This is a genomic window from Arthrobacter sp. P1_B4 (assembly GCF_056406555.1).
In genome coordinates this window covers 139,443-158,229 of the sequence record NZ_JBFTZW010000004.1, presented here as the reverse complement: position 1 = coordinate 158,229, position 18,787 = coordinate 139,443, and the positions used below count along the sequence as shown (strand labels likewise).

Sequence of the window (18,787 nt, the reverse complement as noted above, 5' to 3'; positions counted from 1 at the left end):
GATCAACCCGGCTGGCTGCGGCAGCGGCGTATCCCCAGGGTGCCTGGGGATACGCCGCTGCCGCAGCCAGCCGGGTTGATCAGTACTTGTTGATCAGTACTTGATGACCACGCGGCCGTCGATCTTGGCATGCTTCATTTCGTCGAGGACAGCATTCACTTCGGAGAGCTCCCTCGTGGAGACCGTGGGGTGGATCTTGCCCTGGGCGTAGAAGTCGAGTGCTTCTTCCAGGTCCTGCCGGGTTCCGACAATTGAGCCGCGGACCGTCAGGCCCTTGAGCACAATCTCGAAGATCGGCGCCGGGAAGTCCCCCGGCGGCAGCCCGTTGAAAACGATCGTTCCGCCGCGCCGGGCCATCCCGATGGCCTGCCCGAACGCTGACGGGTGCACTGCCGTGACCAGGACTCCATGACATCCTCCGGTTTCGCGCTGGATAACTTCGACGGGGTCTTCGTGCAGGGCGTTGACGGTCAGTTCGGCGCCGTGCTTCTTGGCCAGGGCCAACTTGTCATCGGCAATGTCCACCGCAGCGACCCGCAGCCCCATGGCGACGGCGTACTGGACAGCGATGTGCCCGAGTCCGCCGATCCCGGAGATGGTGACCCACTGGCCCGGCTTGGCCTCGGTCATCTTCAGGCCCTTGTAGACGGTCACGCCGGCGCAGAGCACGGGTGCGATTTCCACCGGGTCCGAACCGGCCGGAATGCGGGCGGCAAACCGGCTGTCGACCAGCATGTACTCGCCGAAGGAGCCGTCGACGCTGTAACCGGCGTTCTGCTGCGCCTCGCACAGGGTTTCCCAGCCAGTGCGGCAGTACTGGCAGTCGCCGCAAGCGGACCAGAGCCACGCGTTGCCGACCAAATCGCCGATGGCCAGATCGGTGACGCCTTCGCCGAGGGCGACGACCTCGCCCACGCCTTCGTGGCCGGGAATGAAGGGCGGTGACGGCTTGACCGGCCAGTCTCCCTCCGCGGCGTGCAGGTCGGTGTGGCATACGCCGGTGGTGAGGACCTTGACCAGGGCCTCTCCGCGTCCCGGCACGGGAACGGGCAGGTCCTGGATCTGAAGATCCTTGCCGAATTCGGTAACTACAGCTGCTCTCATCGTCGTCATTGTCGATATTCCTTCGTCGTTTGTAGCCGCAGCAAATAATGCGCAGGCATGAGTTTGAACGTCACTCCAGAAGCCGGGCGTGATGCCCGTTGTCCGCCGAAAGCCTCACCGGGGGTGCGGGTGAGGCCCGCGGATTGTCAGGGTGTGGATAACCCAACCATCGCTGGCACTTGTGCTGAGCAGGATGATGGCCGCTGCCTAAAGCCTAGGGAAGGGAGGGTTGCGACGAGGTTGCAGTCTTGTGAGTCAGGTCACCTTGGCTGGTGAGTTCCGAGTTCGGCTTCCAGGCGCTCGATGTCGGCCACCACCCCAGCTCTCTTAGGGGAGCGGGGCGGCAGCAGCTTCAGCGCCGCCATCCGGACGGCAATGTCATCGCTCGCTTCGGGAAGTTCCGCATACTGGAGCAGGGCTTCCGCGCTGCCGTCCGTTAGGACCGCCTCCCGAAGGAGTGTGGAGACGCGCCTGCGCAGCGTCACCACACCCGGAGCCTCGGAGCGAGGCAACACCGGTCCGCGATAAATCTCCAGGGCGACTCGGTGTGCCCCGCGCTGGAGGCAACTGAGAACCTGTCCGGCGTCCGGCAGCACGTCCACGATGAGTCTGTAGGGCCGGGATTCCGGTACGGCGGCAGGATTGAACTGCTGCAGGACTTTTCTCAACCGGACCATCTCCGCCCGAAGTGTCATGGCTGGGACTTCCCCGAACAGCATGCCGCCCAGCTCTTCGCCGCTGAGACCATCCGGATGGATGCTCAGCAGGGCCAGAATCTCACTGTGCCGTGGAGACAGCGATACTGTTCTTCCTTCGATGCTGAGCAGCGCGTGGTCGCGGCCGAGCAGTTGCAGGCTGTTGCGATAGAGGCTCCGGGCCGGGCTGCCGGGAACGGTTCTGGGCCTTGCGGCGGACGCGGGCTGTCGCCGCCGTGCGAGCCGGTCGCGTTGCGCAGCGGCCAGCAGGAGACGCTCCACGTGCAGCTGCGCCTGCGCGGCCGCGACCGCAGCCTCTACGAGGGAAAGCGTGTGCGGGGCGACTGCCATCTCGGTGCCGGTGATATCCAGGACTCCGATCACGGCACCGGTGTCTGGATCACGGAACGGCACGGCCGTGCAGCTCCACGCGTGAACGGCCCGGTTGAAATGCTCGGGACCGGAGACCTGGAGGCTGCGGCCCAGTGCCAGGGCGGTTCCAGGAGCGCTCGTGCCCACGCTGGCCTCGGACCAGTCCGCGCCCTCAACGAACATCATGCCCTCGGCACGCCGGCGCAGGGCAGCGTCCCCGTCGACCCACAGGAGCCGGCCCAGCTCATCCCCGACAGCCACGAGCAACCCTTGGTCGGAACTGGGCTGAATCAGCAGCTTGTTAATCACCGGCATGATCGACGCCAGCGGATGGCCGCGACGGTACTCCTCAAGGGCTTCTCCATCGAGGAGTACCGAGGACGGCGGCATGTCAGGGTTGGCCTGCAGCCGGAGCGAACGCTTCCAGGATTCTTCAATGATTCTGCGAAGCGGACCCGTCCCGGACCTGATGCTGAGCTGCATCGATGCTGTGACACGCCTGGCAGCAGATTGCGCCGGCTCGGTCGCCGGGTTTGGGGATAGCAACCGGGGACTACGCACGGTGGCTCCAGTGTCGACAAACAGAAGTGGGGTCCAAGTGGCCCCAATCACAAGGATACCGCCGCTGTGTGCCTTGATCGCGGCCTGGCCCCATCACAAACTGCTGGCGGAGTCCATCTAGACGCGTCCCAGGGCGTCGATGTCCTCGAGGAACTGCTGGTGCACTTCATCGCTGACCGTTGTCCGGGTGTCCGCGATCGCGTCGAGGTAGTCCTGGGTCGAGGGGCCCTTCCGGACCGCCTCGCGGATTGAGGCGCTGCCGCTGGACGCCGCGCCGCCGTCGTCGTACACCGCCTTTTCCAGTGCCCGCTGGGAGGCGCTGCGGGCCGCGTACTCGATGTCCGCGGGGGAGAAGCCCTCGGTACGGTCCACCAGGAGCTCGACGTCGACGTCGTCCACCACGGCAACGGGGATGAAGCGCTGCCACATGGCCTCCCGGGCCTGCCGGTCCGGCAGGCCGATCGGGATGACGTAATCGAACCGGCCGTGCCGCAGGAACGCCGAATCCAGGGCGCGGATGAAGTTGGTGGCGCAGACCAGGAGCCGGCCGGGCTGCTCGCGGAAGGCGGGGATGATCTTCAGGAGCTCGTTCGTGACGCCCTGCAGGGGAGAGGGCGGTTCGCCCGAGCGCTGCGCGGCGATCTCCTCGACCTCGTCGATGAAGACCACCGCGTGCTCCAGTTCGGCGATTTCCAGGAACGTCTCGCGCAGCGCCCCGGCCAGCCCCTTCGGATCGGCGGCCAGCCGGGAGGGGAAGACCTCCACGAACGGCCACTCCAGCCGGGACGCGATCGCCTTCGCAAACGTCGTCTTGCCGGTACCGGGAGGGCCGAAAAGGACCACGGCGCGCGGCGGCACCACACCGTATTCGTCGGCGAGGTCGGCCTCCGCGAGCGGAAGGACCAGCCGGCGCTCCAGGAGTTCCTTTTCGAGGCGCATGCCTGCGACGTTCTCCCACAGGTCACGGGCCAGGATGCGGCCGCCAAGCAGGCTGAGGGGTTCCAGTTCCTGGCGCTGGACCGGGATCTTCCGTTCGAAGTAGCGCAGGTTCTTCTTCAGCGCGAAGCCGCGGCCCAGGAACGCCTCCACCCGGGTTTCGGATTCCGGCATCAGGGCCGAGAGCTTGTTGAGCCCGTGCGGTGCCATCCGGTTCTCGACCGCGGCCAGCAGCGAGGTACCGATCCCGCGGCCCCGGAATTCGGGCAACGTGGCCAGGAAGACGATCCAGCCCTGGTCGTGGGCGGCCCGTCCGACGGCGGCGCCCACCACCTGCTCGCCCTGCACCGCGACGACGGCGTGGTCCTTCTCGCAGGAGGCCAGGACCTCCGAGAGCGCGTAGACGGGCTCGACATTTGATTCCTTGAGGGACTCCCAGAGGTGCAGGATGCCGTCGAGGTCGGCCGAATGGAAATCCCTGATCCGCCAATTGGTCATGAGCTGTCTCCCGGGTGGTTCGTCGCTGAGCCATGTTGAGTCTGTCCGCTGAGCATATGCGAACCACGTGCAGGAGAGGTTGCGGGGACGTTGCGTTACGCGGACCCGGACTGCCGGGATTTTACTCCGAATCCCCGCCGGTCCCACGCACGGGTCGGTTGGCCACGAGCGGATACGGGCCGGTGAACCCGTCGCGGACGGCGGCGATCTCCAGGATGCGGTGCCGGCAGAGGCGCCAGCCGAGCATCAGCAGCGGGATGATGACCGCGAGGGAGGCGATGGTCCACGTTCCGACTGGCGAGTCGAAGGCCATGAGGACCAGCACCGCCAAGAGGAAGGCCAGGGTGATCCAGCCCGTGACGGGTGCGCCCGGCATACGAAACGCGGGCCGGAGCAGTTCTCCGCGGGCTGCGAGCCGGGCGAGCTGCATCTGGCACAGGACGATCATGGCCCAGGTGCTGATGATGCCCAGCGATGCGACGTTCAGGACGATCTCGAAGGCCTCGGCAGGGACCACGGCGTTCAGGATCACGCCCAGGACAGCCACTGCGGCAGTGAGGGCGATGCCGCCGTAGGGGACGCCGGACTTGTTCATCCGGCCGGCGAATTTCGGCGCGGAACCGGAAATGGACATCGAGCGCATGATCCGGCCGGTGGAGTAAAGGCCTGCGTTGAGCGAGGACAGCGCCGCGGTGAGGACCACGAGGTTCATGATGGCGTCCACGCCGTCGACCCCGATGGAGCCGAAGAATGTCACGAAGGGGCTTTCGCCGGCCTTGTAGGAGCTGTAGGGCAGCAGCAGGGAGAGCAGCACGAGCGAGCCGACGTAAAACACCGCGATGCGCACGATCACCGTGTTGATTGCCCGCGGCATGATCTTTTCGGGGTTTTCGGTCTCGCCGGCGGCGGTGCCGATCAGTTCGATCGAGGCGTAGGCGAACACGACGCCCTGCATCACCACGATGGCCGGCAGCAGGCCGTTGGGGAACATGCCGCCGTTGTCCGCGATGAGGCTGAAGCCGACTTCCTGCCCGGCCACGGGCGTGCCGAAGATGACGAAGTAGATGCCGACGAGCAGGAAGGACACGAGCGCCACGACCTTGATGAGCGCGAACCAGAATTCCAGCTCGCCGAACACCTTGACGCTGATCAGGTTCAGGCCCAGGACCAGGATCAGGGCGGCCAGCGCCCAGGCCCACTGCGGCACGTCCGCGATGGGCGCCCAGTACTTCTTGAAGAAGTTCATGTACAGCGCGACGGCGGTGATGTCCACGATCGCGGTCATGGCCCAGTTCAGCCAGTACAGCCAGCCGGTGACGAACGCGGCCTTCTCGCCGAAGAATTCGCGGGCGTAGGACACGAACGAGCCGGACGAGGGCCGGTGCATCACGAGTTCGCCGAGCGCGCGCAGGATCATGAAGGCGAAGAACCCGCAGACGGCGTAGCTGATGATCAGGGCCGGCCCGGCGCTGGCGAGCCGGCCGCCGGCGCCCATGAACAGGCCGGTGCCGATGGCGCCGCCGATCGCGATCATCTGGACCTGCCGGGGTTTCAGGCCCTTGTGGTAGCCCTGGTCCTCGGCGTGGAGCGCGGCCCCCGAGGCGTGGGCATGAGCCGGAATGGTGTGGTCGGTGACGGCGGATTGTTGCTGGGTCTGCTGTTGAGCGGGCAGTTTTTGGGCGCGGGCAGTGTCAGGAGAAGTCATGGGGGTCCTTCGGGGTTCGGAGGTGCGCTACTTGCTCAGGTTGGCCAGGCGCTGCGGGCTGAGGAGCTCGGTGAGCTGCTCGTCGGTGAGCAGGCCGTGTTCGAGYACTAGTTCCGCGACGCCTTTGCCGGTGGCGAGGGCTTCCTGGGCGATGGCCGTGGCTGTGGCGTAGCCGAGTTGCGGGTTCAGGGCGGTGACGAGGCCGATGGATTGTTCCACGGTGAGGCGRAGGTGTTCGGTGTTGGCGGTGATGCCCCGGACGCAGCGGGCCGTGAGGGTGCGGCASGCGGCTTCGAGGTGGGAGATGCTCTTGTGGAGGCTGTGGACGATGATGGGTTCGAAGGCGTTGAGCTGGAGCTGGCCGGCCTCGGCGGCCATGGTGATGGTGACGTCGTTGCCGATCACCTCGTAGGCGACCTGGCTGACCACTTCCGGGATGACCGGGTTGATCTTGCCGGGCATGATCGAGGAGCCGGACTGCACCGCGGGGAGGTTGATCTCGCCGAAGCCGGCGCGCGGGCCSGAGGAGAGCARCCGGAGGTCGTTGCAGATYTTGGAGAGTTTCACGGCGACCCGCTTGAGCACCCCGGAGAGGTGCACGAAGGCGCCGACGTCCTGGGTGGCCTCGATCAGGTCCACGGCCGTGATCAGCGGCAGGCCGGTGATTTCGGCCAGGTGCCGGCAGGCGGCTTCGGCGTACCCGGCGGGGGCGTTCAGGCCGGTGCCGATCGCGGTGGCGCCGAGGTTGATTTCGTGGATCAGCAGGTCGGCTTCGGCCAGGCGGAGCCGGTCCTCGCCGATCGTGACGGCGTAGGTGCCGAAYTCCTGGCCGAGGGTCATGGGGACGGCGTCCTGGAGCTGGGTGCGGCCCATCTTGACCACGGTGCGGAACTCGAGGGCCTTTGCGGCGAAGGCGTCTTCGAGCTCGGTGAGGGCCTGGAGCAGTTCCCGGGCCGCGAAGATCGTGCCGAGCTTGACCGCGGTGGGGTAGACGTCGTTGGTGGACTGGCTGAGGTTGACGTGGTCGTTGGGGTGCAGCCGGGMGTAGTCGCCCTTCGGGTGCCCGAGGATTTCCAGGGCCCGGTTGGCGATGACCTCGTTGGCGTTCATGTTCGAGGAGGTCCCGGCGCCGCCCTGGATGACGTCGACGATGAATTGCTCGCTGAGYTTGCCGTTCATGACCTCGGTGCAGGCGTCCCCGATGGCGGCGGCACGCCCGGCGTCGAGCAGYCCGAGCTCGTGGTTGGTGCGGGCSGCGGCGAGCTTCACGGCGGCCAGCCCGCGGACCAGGTGCATGTTGGAGGACAGCGGCTGGCCSGTGATGGGGAAGTTCTCCACGGCCCGGAGGGTGTGGACGCCCCAGTAGGCGCCGGCGGGAACGTCCCGGTCACCCAGGAGATCGTGTTCGGAGCGGAATTCTGCGCGTTCGTCGTGCGAGGTCATGGCGGTCCCTTACAGGTCTTTGGGGGCGTGGGAGATCTTGGGGTCAGCGAGGAAATCGGTGGCCTGCAGCAGCCCGACGGGCCGGCTGCCGCCCAGCACAGGGGTAGCGGCGAGGCGCGCCAGGGGGGAGGTGTCGACGTCGAGCGCGGCCAGGACCCGGACGGTGACGGGCATCCGGGCGCGGTCTCCGCCGTCGGAAACCTTCACGGCGAGGGCGCGGCCGTCCGGGAGGCCCACCAGCTGGACGCCCTCGAAGCCGTCCTTGGCGAGCAGGCCGGGGACCAGGCGCATCAGCGCGGTGACGTCCCGGTCCTCGCCCGCAACCATCTCGGGGTGGCGGCGCATGGCGCGGCCGACGGCGGCTTCCGCTGCGCCGGCTTCTGTTTCGCCGGATCTGGATCCGGACGCGGCGGCCGCGGCCAAACGGCCGAAGGCGCGGGCCATGCCGCGGAGCGTGAGCGCGAAGAGCGGGGTGCCGCAGCCGTCAGTGGTGGTGCGCTGGGGGTCTTCACCGGTCAGGTCCGCCACGGTCCGGGCCACCAGCTGCTGCAGCGGGTGCGCCGGGTCCAGGTAGCCCTGGACCGGCCAGCCGTTGATAACGCAGGTGGCCGCCATGGCGGCATGCTTTCCGGAACAGTTCTGCGTCAGTTGGGTGGCCTGGCCGCCGCCGCCGAGCCAGTCTTCGCGCTCGCGGGCGCCGTAGGGGAGATCGGTGCTGTTCTCGAGGTCCGCGGGCGTCAGGCCGTGCAGCTCCAGGATGCGCCCGGCGCCGTCACGGTGGCTGGCTGCGCCGGAATGGCTGGCGGCGGCGAGGGCGAGGAGGTCGTCCGGGAGGTCCAGCCCGGCGCGGACCATGGCGACGGCCTGCAGGGGCTTCAGGGCGGACCGCGGGTAGAACGGGGCGAGGGGCTCCCCGGCAGTGAGGAGGATCTGGCCGTCCGCTGCGGTGGCGATGACCGAGCCGTAGTGGACACTCTCGACCAGCCCGTCCCGGGTCTGGACCGCAAGCGGGACGTGCTGCGGCAGCCACTCCGGGGCGAGCGGGGTCGGGGTGTTGGCGAGAGCAGGGGAAGTCATTGCGTCCTTTGGCGGTGGCGGTGGCGGTCGATGCGGTTGTGGTGGCTGGTCACTGTGTTGGTGCTGGTTTTGCCGGGGCTCCCCGGATTGCTTCCGGCATTGTTGACGGCACCAGGCGCCTGACGTCAGGCGTTGAGGATCGAGTCGAGGGCAATGCCAACGGCGTGCAGATGCTGGCTCATGGCGATGCGCGCCGTCGCCGCGTCGCCGGCTTCGATCGCGGCGAGGATGCGCCGGTGCTCCTCGTCGGACGCGTGCTGGCGGTCCGCCACCATGTTCAGGGTCTCGGACTGGTGCGCGAGGGCGTCCCGGATGTCCGCGACGACGTTCTCGAAGACCTTGTTTCGGCTGGCCCGCGCGATCAACGCGTGGAAGCTGGAGTCCAGGCCCACCCACACTTCGGGGTCGTCCTCGCCGCTCATCGCGGCAACGATGTCGCGCAGCATTGACAGCTCCTCGGCCGAACGGCGTTCTGCAGCCAGTCCGGCGGCAGGAACCTCGATATGGGGACGCGCCTCCGTGAGGTCGCGGGCCGAGTATTGGCCCAGGACCAGGTCCTTTGCCACGCGGTTGGCGACGACGAACGTGCCCCGCCCGGTCTTGGTGACCGTCAAACCCAGGGCGGTGCAGGAGCGCAAGGCCTCGCGGACCACGGAGCGGCTCACGCCGTACTGCTGGGCAAGAGTGGCCTCGGAGCTCAGCTTGGCGCCGACGCCGAGCTTGCCGGATTCGATCTCGGTGCGGAGGACGTTGAAAACGGCTTCGGCGGCACTGAGGCGAGCCAAGGGCTGTCCTGCTGTCCGGCTGTCTGACAGGTTCACGCTTTAAAACATGGCAGAGATCACATCGGCGTGTCAAGTATGACGGCGGCCCCGGGGTCCGGGGCCGCCGTCGCCGCTCGGGCCGGAGTTCCGGCGGCGGCCTACCTGCCTGGGTTTGTGTCCGGGCTGCTAGCCGGGACTACTGGACCTTGGACGGGCGGGTGCGGACCAGCGCGGTGACGCCCGCGGCCAGGCCGATCAGCCCTGCAGCCAGCCCGATCCAGCCGGCGGCGGATCCGCCGTCACTGGACGTGCCCGCTGCCGCTGCCGGGGCCGCCGAGGGTGCGGTCGTCGTGGCTGCGGCGGGGACGGCTGCGCCGTGGGCGTCGGCGTCCTTGGCCGTGGTCACGAAGGAGGGTGCCGGGTGCCCGGGTTCAGCCTGGCCCTCGACCGTCTTCTCGTCCCACTTCACGACGGTTCCATCGGTGTAGGTCTGGGCCGTCGGCAGTGTCACAGTGGTTCCCGCGTCCGGCAGGACGCCGACGGACAGTGAGAAGGCCTGGTACTCGTCCGGTCCGATCTGGTGGGCCTCGTCAGCGGTCCAGACCACGGAACTCGGGGCCTTGGTGACCGTGGCGCCGGCGACCGTGATCGGCTTCGGCAGCTCGCTCGTGGTGATGACGGCCTTCCAGCCCTCGACAGGCTTCACCGACACCGAAGTGAACGGGGTGTCCGTGGGCAGCGTGACTTCGAGTTTGCTGGTCTTGGCCGATTCCGACTCGCTGGGGACGTTGAACGTCAGGTGGCTGTAGCCGCCCGCGGCGGGATCATCGGTGTCGACGTGGACGTGGGCGGAGGCGGCTGCTGCGCCGGCGGCGAGCAGGCCCGCGGTCAACGTGGCGGCAGCGGCGGTTTTGAGGGTACGGCGAAGGGGGGACTTCATGGCAAAGGTGCCTTTCACTAACGGATATCAGGTGGGGAGCCGTCCGGTGCGTTGTCCGTCCGGCGGTAGCAGTGGGGTGGCCGCCTGTTGTCCCCGTCCGTAGGTGAAAGGGATTGATGTCAGGCGGCGGGCGACAACTCCGGAGGTCCGCGCCTGGTCGGCAGGCGGAGGCCAGCCCGGGCTTTGGGGAGGACCAGGTTGAGCGCGCAGGGGCCGGGGACGCGCAGGGGCGTGGCGGCGGAGGGCTGGGGCAGCTGCACGAGCGGGCGCAGCCAGGAAGCAAGTGCGGACAGGGCCCGCTCGCTGCGGGCGAGCAAAAGTGCCGTGCCGAGCGTCGCCATCGCGTGGGCGGCGAACATGGCTCCGCCCATGTCGGCCGCCGAAACCGCCATGGAAGGGTCGGGCATCGCCGGGGCAATGGCAGCCGCCGAATGGCCCGGATGGCCCGGATGACCCGCAGCCATCCGGCCCTGGAGGGCTGCGGGCGCCCCTGAGGACAAGGCGCCGAAGGACCAGTGCAGCCACAGTTGCCCTACGCCGAGCAGGCCGGCCAGGGCCGGAAAGGACAGGCGGACGCGGGTCAGTACGGCGACGGGAACCATCGCCACGGCACACAGCGCCGTCACGATCGCCGGCTCGGGCAGCCGTCCGCCGCCGGCCAGGTGGCCGCCGGCTGCCAGCGCCACGATGATGGATCCGATCAGGCCTGTGCGGAACAGCCGGAAGGAAGCGCGCGTCATCGTGTGCAGTCCTTTCCGGATTCCGTGGGGTCTGGTTGTCGCTTAAGTCCCTTAAATCCTACGGGCCATTGTGAACCGCCGCGCCCGCGCGCGGCTGAACCGCCCAATCTGTGGCGGCAGGGCTGCGCCAGCCGGCTATGACGGCGGGTGCCTTCGATCGCCGGCGGTTGCCCCTGCCTGCCCAGTGCGCCGGTACGTACGTGCCGTTATAGCTCTGTGCAGGCATCCTGGCCCGTCCTATACTGGAAATGCCTGCAAAGCGGCACGTTCGTACCGCCAGGGTTCGAACCCACAGAGTTCGATCCCACGGGTTGGTACGCACACAGGGTTCGAACCCACAGGGTTCGTACGCACGAACGCCGGACCCTCGGACGTGTGTTGATTAACGGGAGGCTGCCATGGGGAACGCATTTCCGGGCGAACTCGCTGCCGAGGCCCGGGCCCGGCGCGGGTCGCTCCGCCTGAGCCAGCGTGAGCTGGCCGAACTGGCCGGAGTCTCAGAGCGCTTCGTCCGGTTCGTCGAACAGGGAAAACGCACGGTGCAGCTGGACTCCCTGCTGGCGCTCCTGGACACGCTGGGGCTGGAACTCCGGGTCCAGACCCGGACCAGCGCCGCAGCCCGTGCCCTCACCGGCCCGGTGGCCAGTCCGGTGGCCGGCCTGCGGGCCGACGGTGAACTGCGGGACGGGCCGGAAGCCCGGCCATGAGGCACCGCATCGCGGATATCTATAAGGCCGGCGTGCTGGCGGCCCGGCTGGAACGGCACGACGGCGGCACCAGGTTCAGCTACCTGCCGGCCTATCTGGCGTCCGGGGGCCCCGCCGTCGCGAGCTCCCTGCCGCTAACTCCGGAACCCGTGCTGTCCGCGGCGGGAGCGGCCCCGCCGTATTTCACTGGGCTTCTGCCGGAGGGCCGGCGGCTGAATGCGTTGCGCCGTTCCATCAAGACCAGCGTGGATGATGAGCTGTCCTTGCTCATCGCGGCCGGTGCCAACCCGGTGGGTGATGTGCAAATCGTTGGCCATGGCGAGAAGCTGGACCCGGACGAGCACGCCGTCGAGCTTGACCCCGCAACGCCCGTGGATTTCGAGGCCCTGCTGGGCGACTCCGGGCTGATCGACCCGGTGGCCCTGGCGGGGGTGCAGGACAAGCTGTCCGCTGGAATGATCTCCATGCCGGTGGCCAGCGCCGGCCGGCGCTACATCCTTAAACTCAACGCGCCCGAGTTCCCGCACGTCGTCGAAAACGAGTACGCGATGTTCCGGTACGCGGCGCGGCTGCGGATCCCTTTGAGCCGGGTCCAGCTGATCCGCGACGTCGCCGGGCGGCCCGGGTTGCTCGTGGAACGCTTCGACCGGGTGCCTGTAGCCAGTGGCACTGTATCCGGTGGGCCTGTATCCGGTGGGCCTGTCGCCGGCGTGTCGGGGCCCAAGGCGGCGGCCAGGTCGCCGCGGGCGGTGCAGCGGCTCGCCGTCGAGGACGGCGCGCAGGTGCTGGGCCTCTACCCTGCGGACAAGTACAACGTGGGATACGGGCAGGTGTGCCGTGCGCTTGCGGCTTATTGCGCGGCTCCGCTGCCCGCGGTGCGGAATTTGGCCCTCCAGGCGGCATTTGCGTGGCTGACGGGCAACGGCGACCTGCACGCGAAGAACGTTTCCATGGTGCAGCAGCCGGCCGGGGAATGGTCCATCGCGCCGGTATACGACATCCCGTCCACGGTCGTCTACGGGGACAAGACACTCGCCCTGACCCTGGACGGCAAACGCACAGGGATATCCCGGAAGCACTTCCTGGGCTGGGCCGCAGGGATGGGGCTGACTGAACGTGCCGCCGTCCAGGTGCTGGAACTGGCGCTGAAGGCCTCGGAACCGCTGCTGGCGGACCTTCAGGCGGGCACGGCGTTCCGCTCCATGACCGACGACGGCGCCTCGCCGTTTTCAGCGATGGTCACCCGCGACTGGGTCAACGAACTCAAGCACCGGCGCAGGCTGCTGGCCGGGTGATGCCGCCGGCGCCGGCTCGGCTTGCGCCGGGTGCCGCTGACGGATGCCGTTGCGTGGAGCCTCAGAGGTGCTGGATGCCCGCCCGCTGCATGGCGTCTTTGTAGACCTCAACGTTCTTGGCGAGGAGCTCTTCCTGCTTGGCCGGAGATACCGCGAAGGCGCGGCCGCCAAGTGCGGTGGCCTTGTAGATCTTGACACCATGATTCTTCAGCGAGGAATGGTAGGTCTTCTCGAAAAGCGTCAGGAAGGAGTGGGCGTCCGCGCCGTGCGCAATAACGGCCGAGACGCGCTTGTTGATCTTGAGGAACTGGCGGAAGGGCCGGAGGCCGTCCGTCTTCTCCTGGACGTTCAGGGCCGAGGATGCCTCCGGATCGCGGATCCACGGGTAGGCGTTCCACGGCATCACATAGCGGGGGTCCAGCTCTGCGGCCTCGTAGATGGAAGTGGCGCGGCGGGCGGCTTCATCGTCGTTGAAGTGCGAGACAAAGCCCGATTCGGTGCCCTTGCCCGGGCTGATATGCAGGCTGACGATCCGGCATTCGTCCTCGTCATGGATGGGGTCGATGTACGGGACCACGGATCCAGGCTTCTTTTCCATGAGTTCGTCGCACAGCTGCGTCACCGCGGCGATGTTCGGCTCCTGCAGCAGGGTCTTCTTTTCGTCCCAGTCAATCGTCACGATTTCTCCCTCAGCACTTGGCGTCCAGAATCAGGCGGCTTCCTCCACTCTACGCTTTCGCGGCAGGGGGTGTTTCGGCCGGGACCTATTCGGCCGGGGCTGCGCGGGGTTTGCCCCGAGTCAACGGCCCTCTGGTGACGGCAGTGAGGCGGGCGTAGGCTTAAAGCGCCTGCAGGTAACCATCTGATGACTCCGGGTTGTTCGGGACATTGAAGTGTCCGAGCCGTCTCTTAGCGAGATCGCGAAGGTACCTGCAGGCCTGACGTCCGCCGCCGCTCAGGTGGTCGGGCGCTTTTCTTTGCCGCCGGCCTGCCGGATGCGATGAAGCGGGGCGGAGCCGAGGGCAAGAGCCGCGAATGGGACCGGTCGTTTGCAACGGGCAGCGGAAACCGAAGCCAAGAAGGCCCGTTTATCGCATTCCGTGGTTAGTGAGCCGTGCGCCGAGGAGTTTCTGCGAAAGTAGCGTCATGGACTTCGATATGCAGACGCTCACCGCCGCTGGCTTTACCGGTTTCCGGTCGTTCGCCGAACTCGAGCTGAATGAGATCCCGCAGGCCCCGGGTATCTACGTCGTGCTGATGCCGGAGGGCTTTACGCCCCGGTTTCTGGCGGGAAGCGCTGGAGGTCACTTCAAGGGCAAGGATCCTTCTCTTCCTCAGGCCGCCTTGTCTGCCGAATGGGTTGCCGGGGCTGAGGTCCTCTATATCGGCAAGGCAGGCGCGGGGAAGACGGGTAAGCGCGGCCTTCGTAAGAGGATCCGGGAAATGTCGGACTTCGGACGCGGTGTCCCGGTGGGCCACTGGGGTGGCAGGCTTCTGTGGCAACTCGCAGATTCGCAGGCCTTGATGGTTGCTTGGAAGGAACTGCCCCCAGAACTAGTGAACGCAGCGGAAGCACGTTATCAGCAGGATTTTCGTGCGTTCCACGGCCGGCTGCCGTTCGCCAACCTTGCTCAGGCCCGCATGACAGCGCACTAAGCCAGGCCAGCTTCAGGTGGTTGTTTCAGGCCGCTGCCGCTGCCGCTGCCGCTGCCGCTGCCGCTGCGCCAAGCCTTGCGCCAAGCCTTGCGCGCTTGGGCGCCATGGCGACGTACCGGAGTTTGCGCCTGTGGAGCGATGTGGCCGCTGGGCGAAACAGTGTTCCCGGCAGGGGCGGCGCGGTGGAGTAGTAGCTGTGGCCAGTGGGGGTGGTGATTTCCAGGGTGTGGCGGGTGCCGGGTGCGGGGCGTGCTTTCCAGCCGGGGGTTTCTTTGGTGTGGTTGCAGGCTTCGCAGAGGCCGGCGGCGTTGTCCGTGGTGGTCGGGCCGCCGGTGTGCCAGGGAATGATGTGGTCCAGGTGGCGGATGGGGGCGTCGCAGTAGGGGGTGCGGCAGGTGTCGTCGCGGGCCTGGATGAAGCGGCGGTGCCCGGGCGGGAAGAGCCGGGCGCGGGAGTCCATCCCCACGAGCTCGCCGGTGCCGGGGTGGGTGTAGAGCCGGCGGAGCCAGGTCTTGAAGTCCCGGTCCTTGGCGTTAGTCCCGGCGCCGATGCGTTCCCGGGCCCAGCCGGCGGGGACGGTGCCGTAGCCGGGGAGCCGGGCGGGTTCGGCGCCGGCATGGAAGAGGGTGCGGTCGGTGATGACGAGCTGGATCTCGACCCCGCTGATCCCGCCCGGGGTCCCGGTGGTGCGTTCGACCAGGGCATCAGCCATGAGCTGCCCGCGGCCCCTCGGGTCCCCGGCGGCGCGGAGGGTGTCGGCGTGCCCGGTGAGGGCCTTGTAGACGGCGACGCCGGCGGTCACGGGCAGCAGAGCGGTGAGGTGGCACATGGTGTCGGGGACCGGGCGCAGGCTGACGTGCCGCTCGGATGCGGCGTGCGCGGCGCGTTCGGTCACCGAGCGGGGGTCACACCGGTACGCGGCGGCCCGGGCCGCGGCCACCAGGGACCGGTCACCGGMCCCGGCGAACGTCCCGGCGTCGGGTGCGAGTTCGGCGTCGACGGCGGCCCGGTCCGCGGCGCTCAGGCACGCGGTTTCGCGCACGAGCAGGGTGGCGCGCCATTCGTTCAGCTGTCCGGTCTGCAGGGCGGCGAGCGTGTGCGGCATTTCAGTCACGAGGGCTTTGGCCAGGCCGAGGAGCCGGCCGCCCCTGACGGGTGATTCGCGCCGGGCCAGGGCGAYCTGCGCGCCGACACCGGCGCCGAGCTTCTCGGCCGGGACTCCGGCGGCGGCCTGTTCGCGGCGYTGGAGCAGGCCGAAGGCCACGGCGAGCCGGGCCTGTTCCGCGGACGCGGCGGACTTCCAGTCCTCCAGTTCCCGGATCCGGTCAATGATCCCGGCACTGTCCGTGGGCGGACAGCCTAAGCCCAGAGGTCCGGCGGCCAGCCGGCCCGCCAAGGCCGCCTCTGCGGTGCCCGGAATGGCGGCGGCATCGCCCGCGGCATGGCCGAAGCCGGCGTCGCCGTGTCCCGCCGGAGCCACTTCGGGCCCGTGATTGCCGTCCATGAACCCAGTGTCTCAGGGGCCTCTGACAATAACGCGCCTGTACTCCTCAGCCGAAGCTAGGCGTCACGGATTGCCGGCGGACTCAGCGGTTGCGGTAGTAGTCCTTCCAGATCAGGCGATGGAGGGGGATCACCCGCGGCAGCGACCGTAGTCCGGGGATGAACGGCAGCAGGGCCAGCAACGCCGTCAGCACGAACATCGTGACGACGACGAGGGCATCGGCATTAGGCGCGGACTTGAACGGTTCCACTTGGTAAAGGAGCGAGAAGAGCCACAACCAGGACTGCCCAGGCGTATCGCCGGTTTCGTTCATGACGCCCCACTGATCCCCGGAGAGGTGTTGGCTGGCCGCAAGATCCGGGAAGTAGCCGCCGTCGCCCAAAAAGAGGAGGCCGCGCGTGTAGTCCATGTTGTAGAAGTTTCCACCGTTCTGCAGCACGCCGTCCAAACTGCCTTGGCGCGCCATCTCCATCAACGCTCCGGTCAGTGCAGGGACCGGGCCATAGTCGCCGTCGCCCACCTGGGCCGGGTCGTTATCCGGCGCAGCGGCAAGGGCGTCCGAATAGGCAGCTGCCCAGGCTGAGCGCTGCTGATCCGTGGCGGCCGTCCAGCTCGCCAGCTCTGCCGGCGGCGACGGCAGCGTCGCCAGCGGGGCGATCACGAAGTCATTGGCGGTATCAACCGGAAGGCGGACGCCGGAGAGGCTTTGAAAGTCCACGGGGCCGATGTTCTGCGTCGCGTCCGGGGTCGAGTTGTAGGGCGGCCCGTATCCGGCAGTATCGCTGGTGCCGGCAAGCTCTTTCGCGGCGGTGCCAACGAAATCCGCGGGGGCGGCCGTGGCCCACGTCTTGAGGCTGACGCTGGGCTCATCAGGGGACCCGAAGATGGCGGACACACCGAACACGAGCACGCCGACCACCACAACGCCGATGATCAGTTCTTTGATGAGGTCATATTCGCGGACGCTGCCCGTCCAGGGCCGGCCGGCAACGTCGTCCGCCTTCCGCCAGGAGGTACTGCTGCCCTTCCTCGTCACTGCACTGCACCCCCGAATTCAGCGCCCCCGGATTCTGTGCCCCCGGGTTCGGTGGCCTCAGGAGGTTCGGTGGCCACCGGACGGTTGTGAAGCAGCTGGGCGTCGGACTCCGCGGCATCCAGTGGAGGTGCAACGCCATGGACCCGGACCAGCAGGACGTGCAGGACCACCACAGCGCCCACGGCCAAGGGCAGCAGCGTGACGTGCCAGGTGAAGAGCTGACCGACGTTGGCCACATTGAACCAAGCGCCTACGCCGACCGCGTTCAGCGCATCCTTCGCTTCAAAGGCAATCCACTGCGAGTCGAAGTTCGTCTGGAGCAGATACCCGGTGAAGGCCGCCACGATGGAAACGACGAAGGAGATCACGCCGGTGATCCAGGTCAGGACCCGGCCCCCGCGCCAGGCCGCCATCCAGAATTTCAGCCACAGGTGCACCACCATAAAGATGAAGAAGAACTCCACGCTCCACAAATGCGTGCTGTTGACGAAACTCCCCAGCGAGGACACGTGATACCACTGGGGTCCGTTCAGTCCCAGCACAATCCCGGAAACGATGATCCACAGCAGGGACGCGATGGCCCCCATGCCGAATACGTATGCCCAGGATGCCACGAAGCTTGGCTGGTCCTCGGGCAAAAGTTTGTCCGGCGGAAGCTTCCTCAGGAGCCACCGGCGGGCCCTGCCGGTCAAGGTACGGGCGTCTGTTTCATCGACCTGCGCGCCGCGTCCCGGTGTTGCAGGGGCAGTCATTTCCGCCGCTTCCCTCCGGGAAAAGGCAGGACCAGGGCCAGGATGAACAAGATGATCATCACGACGATCACGATCAGATTTCCGGATTGGATGATGAAACCGTCCCAGCMAAAATATGTTCCATCACCAACCATGCCAACGCTTGCCACGAGCCATCCAGACATGAGCTGCTCGATTCTTTTTAGGATGCCGGTTCAACTCCACCACTGTCAGGTATCCGCAAACAGGGTCTTCTGCCCCGTCCAGGCGCCCTTCCGGGACCCGGTGTTGCTGTGCTGCGGTGGATTAGGCTGGATCAGTGACCCGCCTCATTCTTGCCTCCCAGTCCCCCGCCCGCACCAAGCTGCTCAGCCACGCCGGCATCGCCCACGAGGTCCTCGTCTCGGACGTCGACGAGGACGCCGTGCAGGCCCGCTACGGCGTGACGGATCCGCATGACACGGCTCTGTTGCTTGCCCGGGCCAAGGCAGAGGCCGTCGCCTCGCTGCCCGAGGCGGACGGCGCAATCGTGATCGGCTGCGACTCGGTCTTCGAGTTCGACGGCGAGGCCCACGGAAAGCCCTACACGGCCGACGTCGCCCGGGAGCGTATGCTCCGCATGAGCGGCAGCATGGGCGTCCTGCACACCGGCCACTGGCTCGTGGACTGCCGCGACACAGACACAGACTCAGAAGACGACGACGGCGACGTCACCGCGCGCGGCACCGGCGCCACCCTGGGCTCTGTGTCCTCGGCCGAGGTGCACTTCATGGAGATGAGCGCCGAGGAAATCGAAACCTACATCGCCACCGGCGAGCCGCTCCAGTGCGCCGGCTCCTTCACGATCGACGGCTACGGCGGGGCGTTCATCCGCAAGGTCGACGGCGATCCCCACACCGTCGTCGGGCTCTCCATCTCCACCCTGCGCGCCCTGCTCGGCCAGGCAAATGTGGGCATCACCGAGCTCTGGACCGGCGGGGCTGCGGACCCGGCGGACATCCGCGCCGAGTAACGACGGAATGC

The 18,787-nt window shown here is 67.6% G+C and carries 17 protein-coding genes; 4 read left to right on the top strand and 13 right to left on the bottom strand.

Annotation, left to right across the window (positions count from 1 at the left end; translation table 11 throughout):
* Positions 1 to 93: 93 nt before the first annotated feature.
* The 9 genes from adhP to AC1D1W_RS03770 all read right to left on the bottom strand — a co-directional run bounded on the left by adhP (position 94) and on the right by AC1D1W_RS03770 (position 10,835).
* On the bottom strand, positions 94 to 1,104 hold the full coding sequence (adhP, locus tag AC1D1W_RS03810) for an alcohol dehydrogenase AdhP (RefSeq protein ID WP_459386049.1): 1,011 nt from the start codon (positions 1,102 to 1,104) through the stop codon (positions 94 to 96).
* Between the two features lie 260 nt (positions 1,105 to 1,364).
* Positions 1,365 to 2,654 carry a GAF domain-containing protein gene (locus AC1D1W_RS03805; protein ID WP_476942982.1) on the bottom strand — a complete coding sequence of 430 codons (1,290 nt, stop codon included), beginning with the start codon at positions 2,652 to 2,654 and terminating at the stop codon, positions 1,365 to 1,367.
* Between the two features lie 195 nt (positions 2,655 to 2,849).
* Positions 2,850 to 4,166, bottom strand: coding sequence for an ATP-binding protein (locus tag AC1D1W_RS03800; protein WP_476942981.1), 1,317 nt, complete (start codon positions 4,164 to 4,166; stop codon positions 2,850 to 2,852).
* A gap of 121 nt (positions 4,167 to 4,287) precedes the next feature.
* Entirely contained in the window at positions 4,288 to 5,871 is a 1,584-nt protein-coding gene (locus AC1D1W_RS03795; protein WP_243178045.1) for an amino acid permease, read from the bottom strand.
* 27 nt (positions 5,872 to 5,898) lie between these two features.
* Positions 5,899 to 7,314, bottom strand: a complete 1,416-nt coding sequence (locus AC1D1W_RS03790; protein WP_476942980.1) for an aspartate ammonia-lyase — start codon at positions 7,312 to 7,314, stop codon at positions 5,899 to 5,901.
* 9 nt (positions 7,315 to 7,323) lie between these two features.
* Positions 7,324 to 8,391: an asparaginase gene (locus AC1D1W_RS03785; RefSeq protein ID WP_476942979.1), complete on the bottom strand. Its 1,068-nt coding sequence runs from the start codon at positions 8,389 to 8,391 to the stop codon at positions 7,324 to 7,326.
* 125 nt (positions 8,392 to 8,516) lie between these two features.
* On the bottom strand, positions 8,517 to 9,212 hold the full coding sequence (locus AC1D1W_RS03780; protein ID WP_476942978.1) for a FadR/GntR family transcriptional regulator: 696 nt from the start codon (positions 9,210 to 9,212) through the stop codon (positions 8,517 to 8,519).
* A 139-nt stretch (positions 9,213 to 9,351) separates the two neighbouring features.
* Positions 9,352 to 10,095 carry a YcnI family copper-binding membrane protein gene (locus tag AC1D1W_RS03775; protein ID WP_476942977.1) on the bottom strand — a complete coding sequence of 248 codons (744 nt, stop codon included), beginning with the start codon at positions 10,093 to 10,095 and terminating at the stop codon, positions 9,352 to 9,354.
* A gap of 119 nt (positions 10,096 to 10,214) precedes the next feature.
* Positions 10,215 to 10,835, bottom strand: coding sequence for a hypothetical protein (locus AC1D1W_RS03770; protein ID WP_243178040.1), 621 nt, complete (start codon positions 10,833 to 10,835; stop codon positions 10,215 to 10,217).
* 398 nt (positions 10,836 to 11,233) lie between these two features.
* Here AC1D1W_RS03770 and AC1D1W_RS03765 point away from each other — a divergent pair, with 398 nt between their 5' ends.
* On the top strand, positions 11,234 to 11,542 hold the full coding sequence (locus AC1D1W_RS03765) for a type II toxin-antitoxin system Y4mF family antitoxin (protein WP_243178039.1): 309 nt from the start codon (positions 11,234 to 11,236) through the stop codon (positions 11,540 to 11,542).
* On the top strand, positions 11,539 to 12,837 hold the full coding sequence (locus tag AC1D1W_RS03760; protein ID WP_476942976.1) for a type II toxin-antitoxin system HipA family toxin: 1,299 nt from the start codon (positions 11,539 to 11,541) through the stop codon (positions 12,835 to 12,837). The genes AC1D1W_RS03765 and AC1D1W_RS03760 overlap by 4 nt, the downstream gene beginning before the upstream one ends.
* A 61-nt stretch (positions 12,838 to 12,898) precedes the next feature.
* Here AC1D1W_RS03760 and AC1D1W_RS03755 read toward each other — a convergent pair whose 3' ends face one another.
* On the bottom strand, positions 12,899 to 13,516 hold the full coding sequence (locus AC1D1W_RS03755) for a uracil-DNA glycosylase family protein (protein ID WP_028276890.1): 618 nt from the start codon (positions 13,514 to 13,516) through the stop codon (positions 12,899 to 12,901).
* A gap of 467 nt (positions 13,517 to 13,983) precedes the next feature.
* Between AC1D1W_RS03755 and AC1D1W_RS03750 the strand changes: the two genes are divergently transcribed.
* Positions 13,984 to 14,493, top strand: coding sequence for a hypothetical protein (locus tag AC1D1W_RS03750; protein WP_476942975.1), 510 nt, complete (start codon positions 13,984 to 13,986; stop codon positions 14,491 to 14,493).
* 25 nt (positions 14,494 to 14,518) lie between these two features.
* On the opposite strand, the gene AC1D1W_RS03745 is transcribed toward AC1D1W_RS03750, so the two are convergent.
* From AC1D1W_RS03745 to AC1D1W_RS03735, 3 genes are all read right to left on the bottom strand, one after another.
* The gene (locus AC1D1W_RS03745; protein WP_476942974.1) at positions 14,519 to 15,997 is read right to left on the bottom strand and encodes an HNH endonuclease; all 1,479 of its coding nucleotides are present in this window, start codon (positions 15,995 to 15,997) and stop codon (positions 14,519 to 14,521) included.
* A gap of 82 nt (positions 15,998 to 16,079) precedes the next feature.
* Complete coding sequence (locus AC1D1W_RS03740; protein WP_476942973.1) at positions 16,080 to 17,033, bottom strand: hypothetical protein; 954 nt, start codon at positions 17,031 to 17,033, stop codon at positions 16,080 to 16,082.
* Positions 17,030 to 17,785: a cytochrome b N-terminal domain-containing protein gene (locus AC1D1W_RS03735; RefSeq protein WP_243179672.1), complete on the bottom strand. Its 756-nt coding sequence runs from the start codon at positions 17,783 to 17,785 to the stop codon at positions 17,030 to 17,032. The genes AC1D1W_RS03740 and AC1D1W_RS03735 overlap by 4 nt, the downstream gene beginning before the upstream one ends.
* Before the next feature lie 298 nt (positions 17,786 to 18,083).
* Here AC1D1W_RS03735 and AC1D1W_RS03730 point away from each other — a divergent pair, with 298 nt between their 5' ends.
* On the top strand, positions 18,084 to 18,776 hold the full coding sequence (locus AC1D1W_RS03730) for a Maf family protein (RefSeq protein WP_243179679.1): 693 nt from the start codon (positions 18,084 to 18,086) through the stop codon (positions 18,774 to 18,776).
* Positions 18,777 to 18,787: the final 11 nt, after the last annotated feature.

Bases quoted from the DNA above. Each gene is read 5' to 3' on its own strand.
- AC1D1W_RS03760 (WP_476942976.1), top strand. From the start codon at position 11,539: ATGAGGCACCGCATCGCGGATATCTATAAGGCCGGCGTGCTGGCGGCC.
- AC1D1W_RS03785 (WP_476942979.1), bottom strand. From the start codon at position 8,391: ATGACTTCCCCTGCTCTCGCCAACACCCCGACCCCGCTCGCCCCGGAG.
- AC1D1W_RS03795 (WP_243178045.1), bottom strand. From the start codon at position 5,871: ATGACTTCTCCTGACACTGCCCGCGCCCAAAAACTGCCCGCTCAACAG.
- adhP (WP_459386049.1), bottom strand. From the start codon at position 1,104: ATGAGAGCAGCTGTAGTTACCGAATTCGGCAAGGATCTTCAGATCCAG.
- AC1D1W_RS03775 (WP_476942977.1), bottom strand. From the start codon at position 10,095: ATGAAGTCCCCCCTTCGCCGTACCCTCAAAACCGCCGCTGCCGCCACG.
- AC1D1W_RS03800 (WP_476942981.1), bottom strand. From the start codon at position 4,166: ATGACCAATTGGCGGATCAGGGATTTCCATTCGGCCGACCTCGACGGC.
- AC1D1W_RS03765 (WP_243178039.1), top strand. From the start codon at position 11,234: ATGGGGAACGCATTTCCGGGCGAACTCGCTGCCGAGGCCCGGGCCCGG.
- AC1D1W_RS03770 (WP_243178040.1), bottom strand. From the start codon at position 10,835: ATGACGCGCGCTTCCTTCCGGCTGTTCCGCACAGGCCTGATCGGATCC.
- AC1D1W_RS03750 (WP_476942975.1), top strand. From the start codon at position 13,984: ATGGACTTCGATATGCAGACGCTCACCGCCGCTGGCTTTACCGGTTTC.
- AC1D1W_RS03735 (WP_243179672.1), bottom strand. From the start codon at position 17,785: ATGACTGCCCCTGCAACACCGGGACGCGGCGCGCAGGTCGATGAAACA.
- AC1D1W_RS03805 (WP_476942982.1), bottom strand. From the start codon at position 2,654: ATGCAGCTCAGCATCAGGTCCGGGACGGGTCCGCTTCGCAGAATCATT.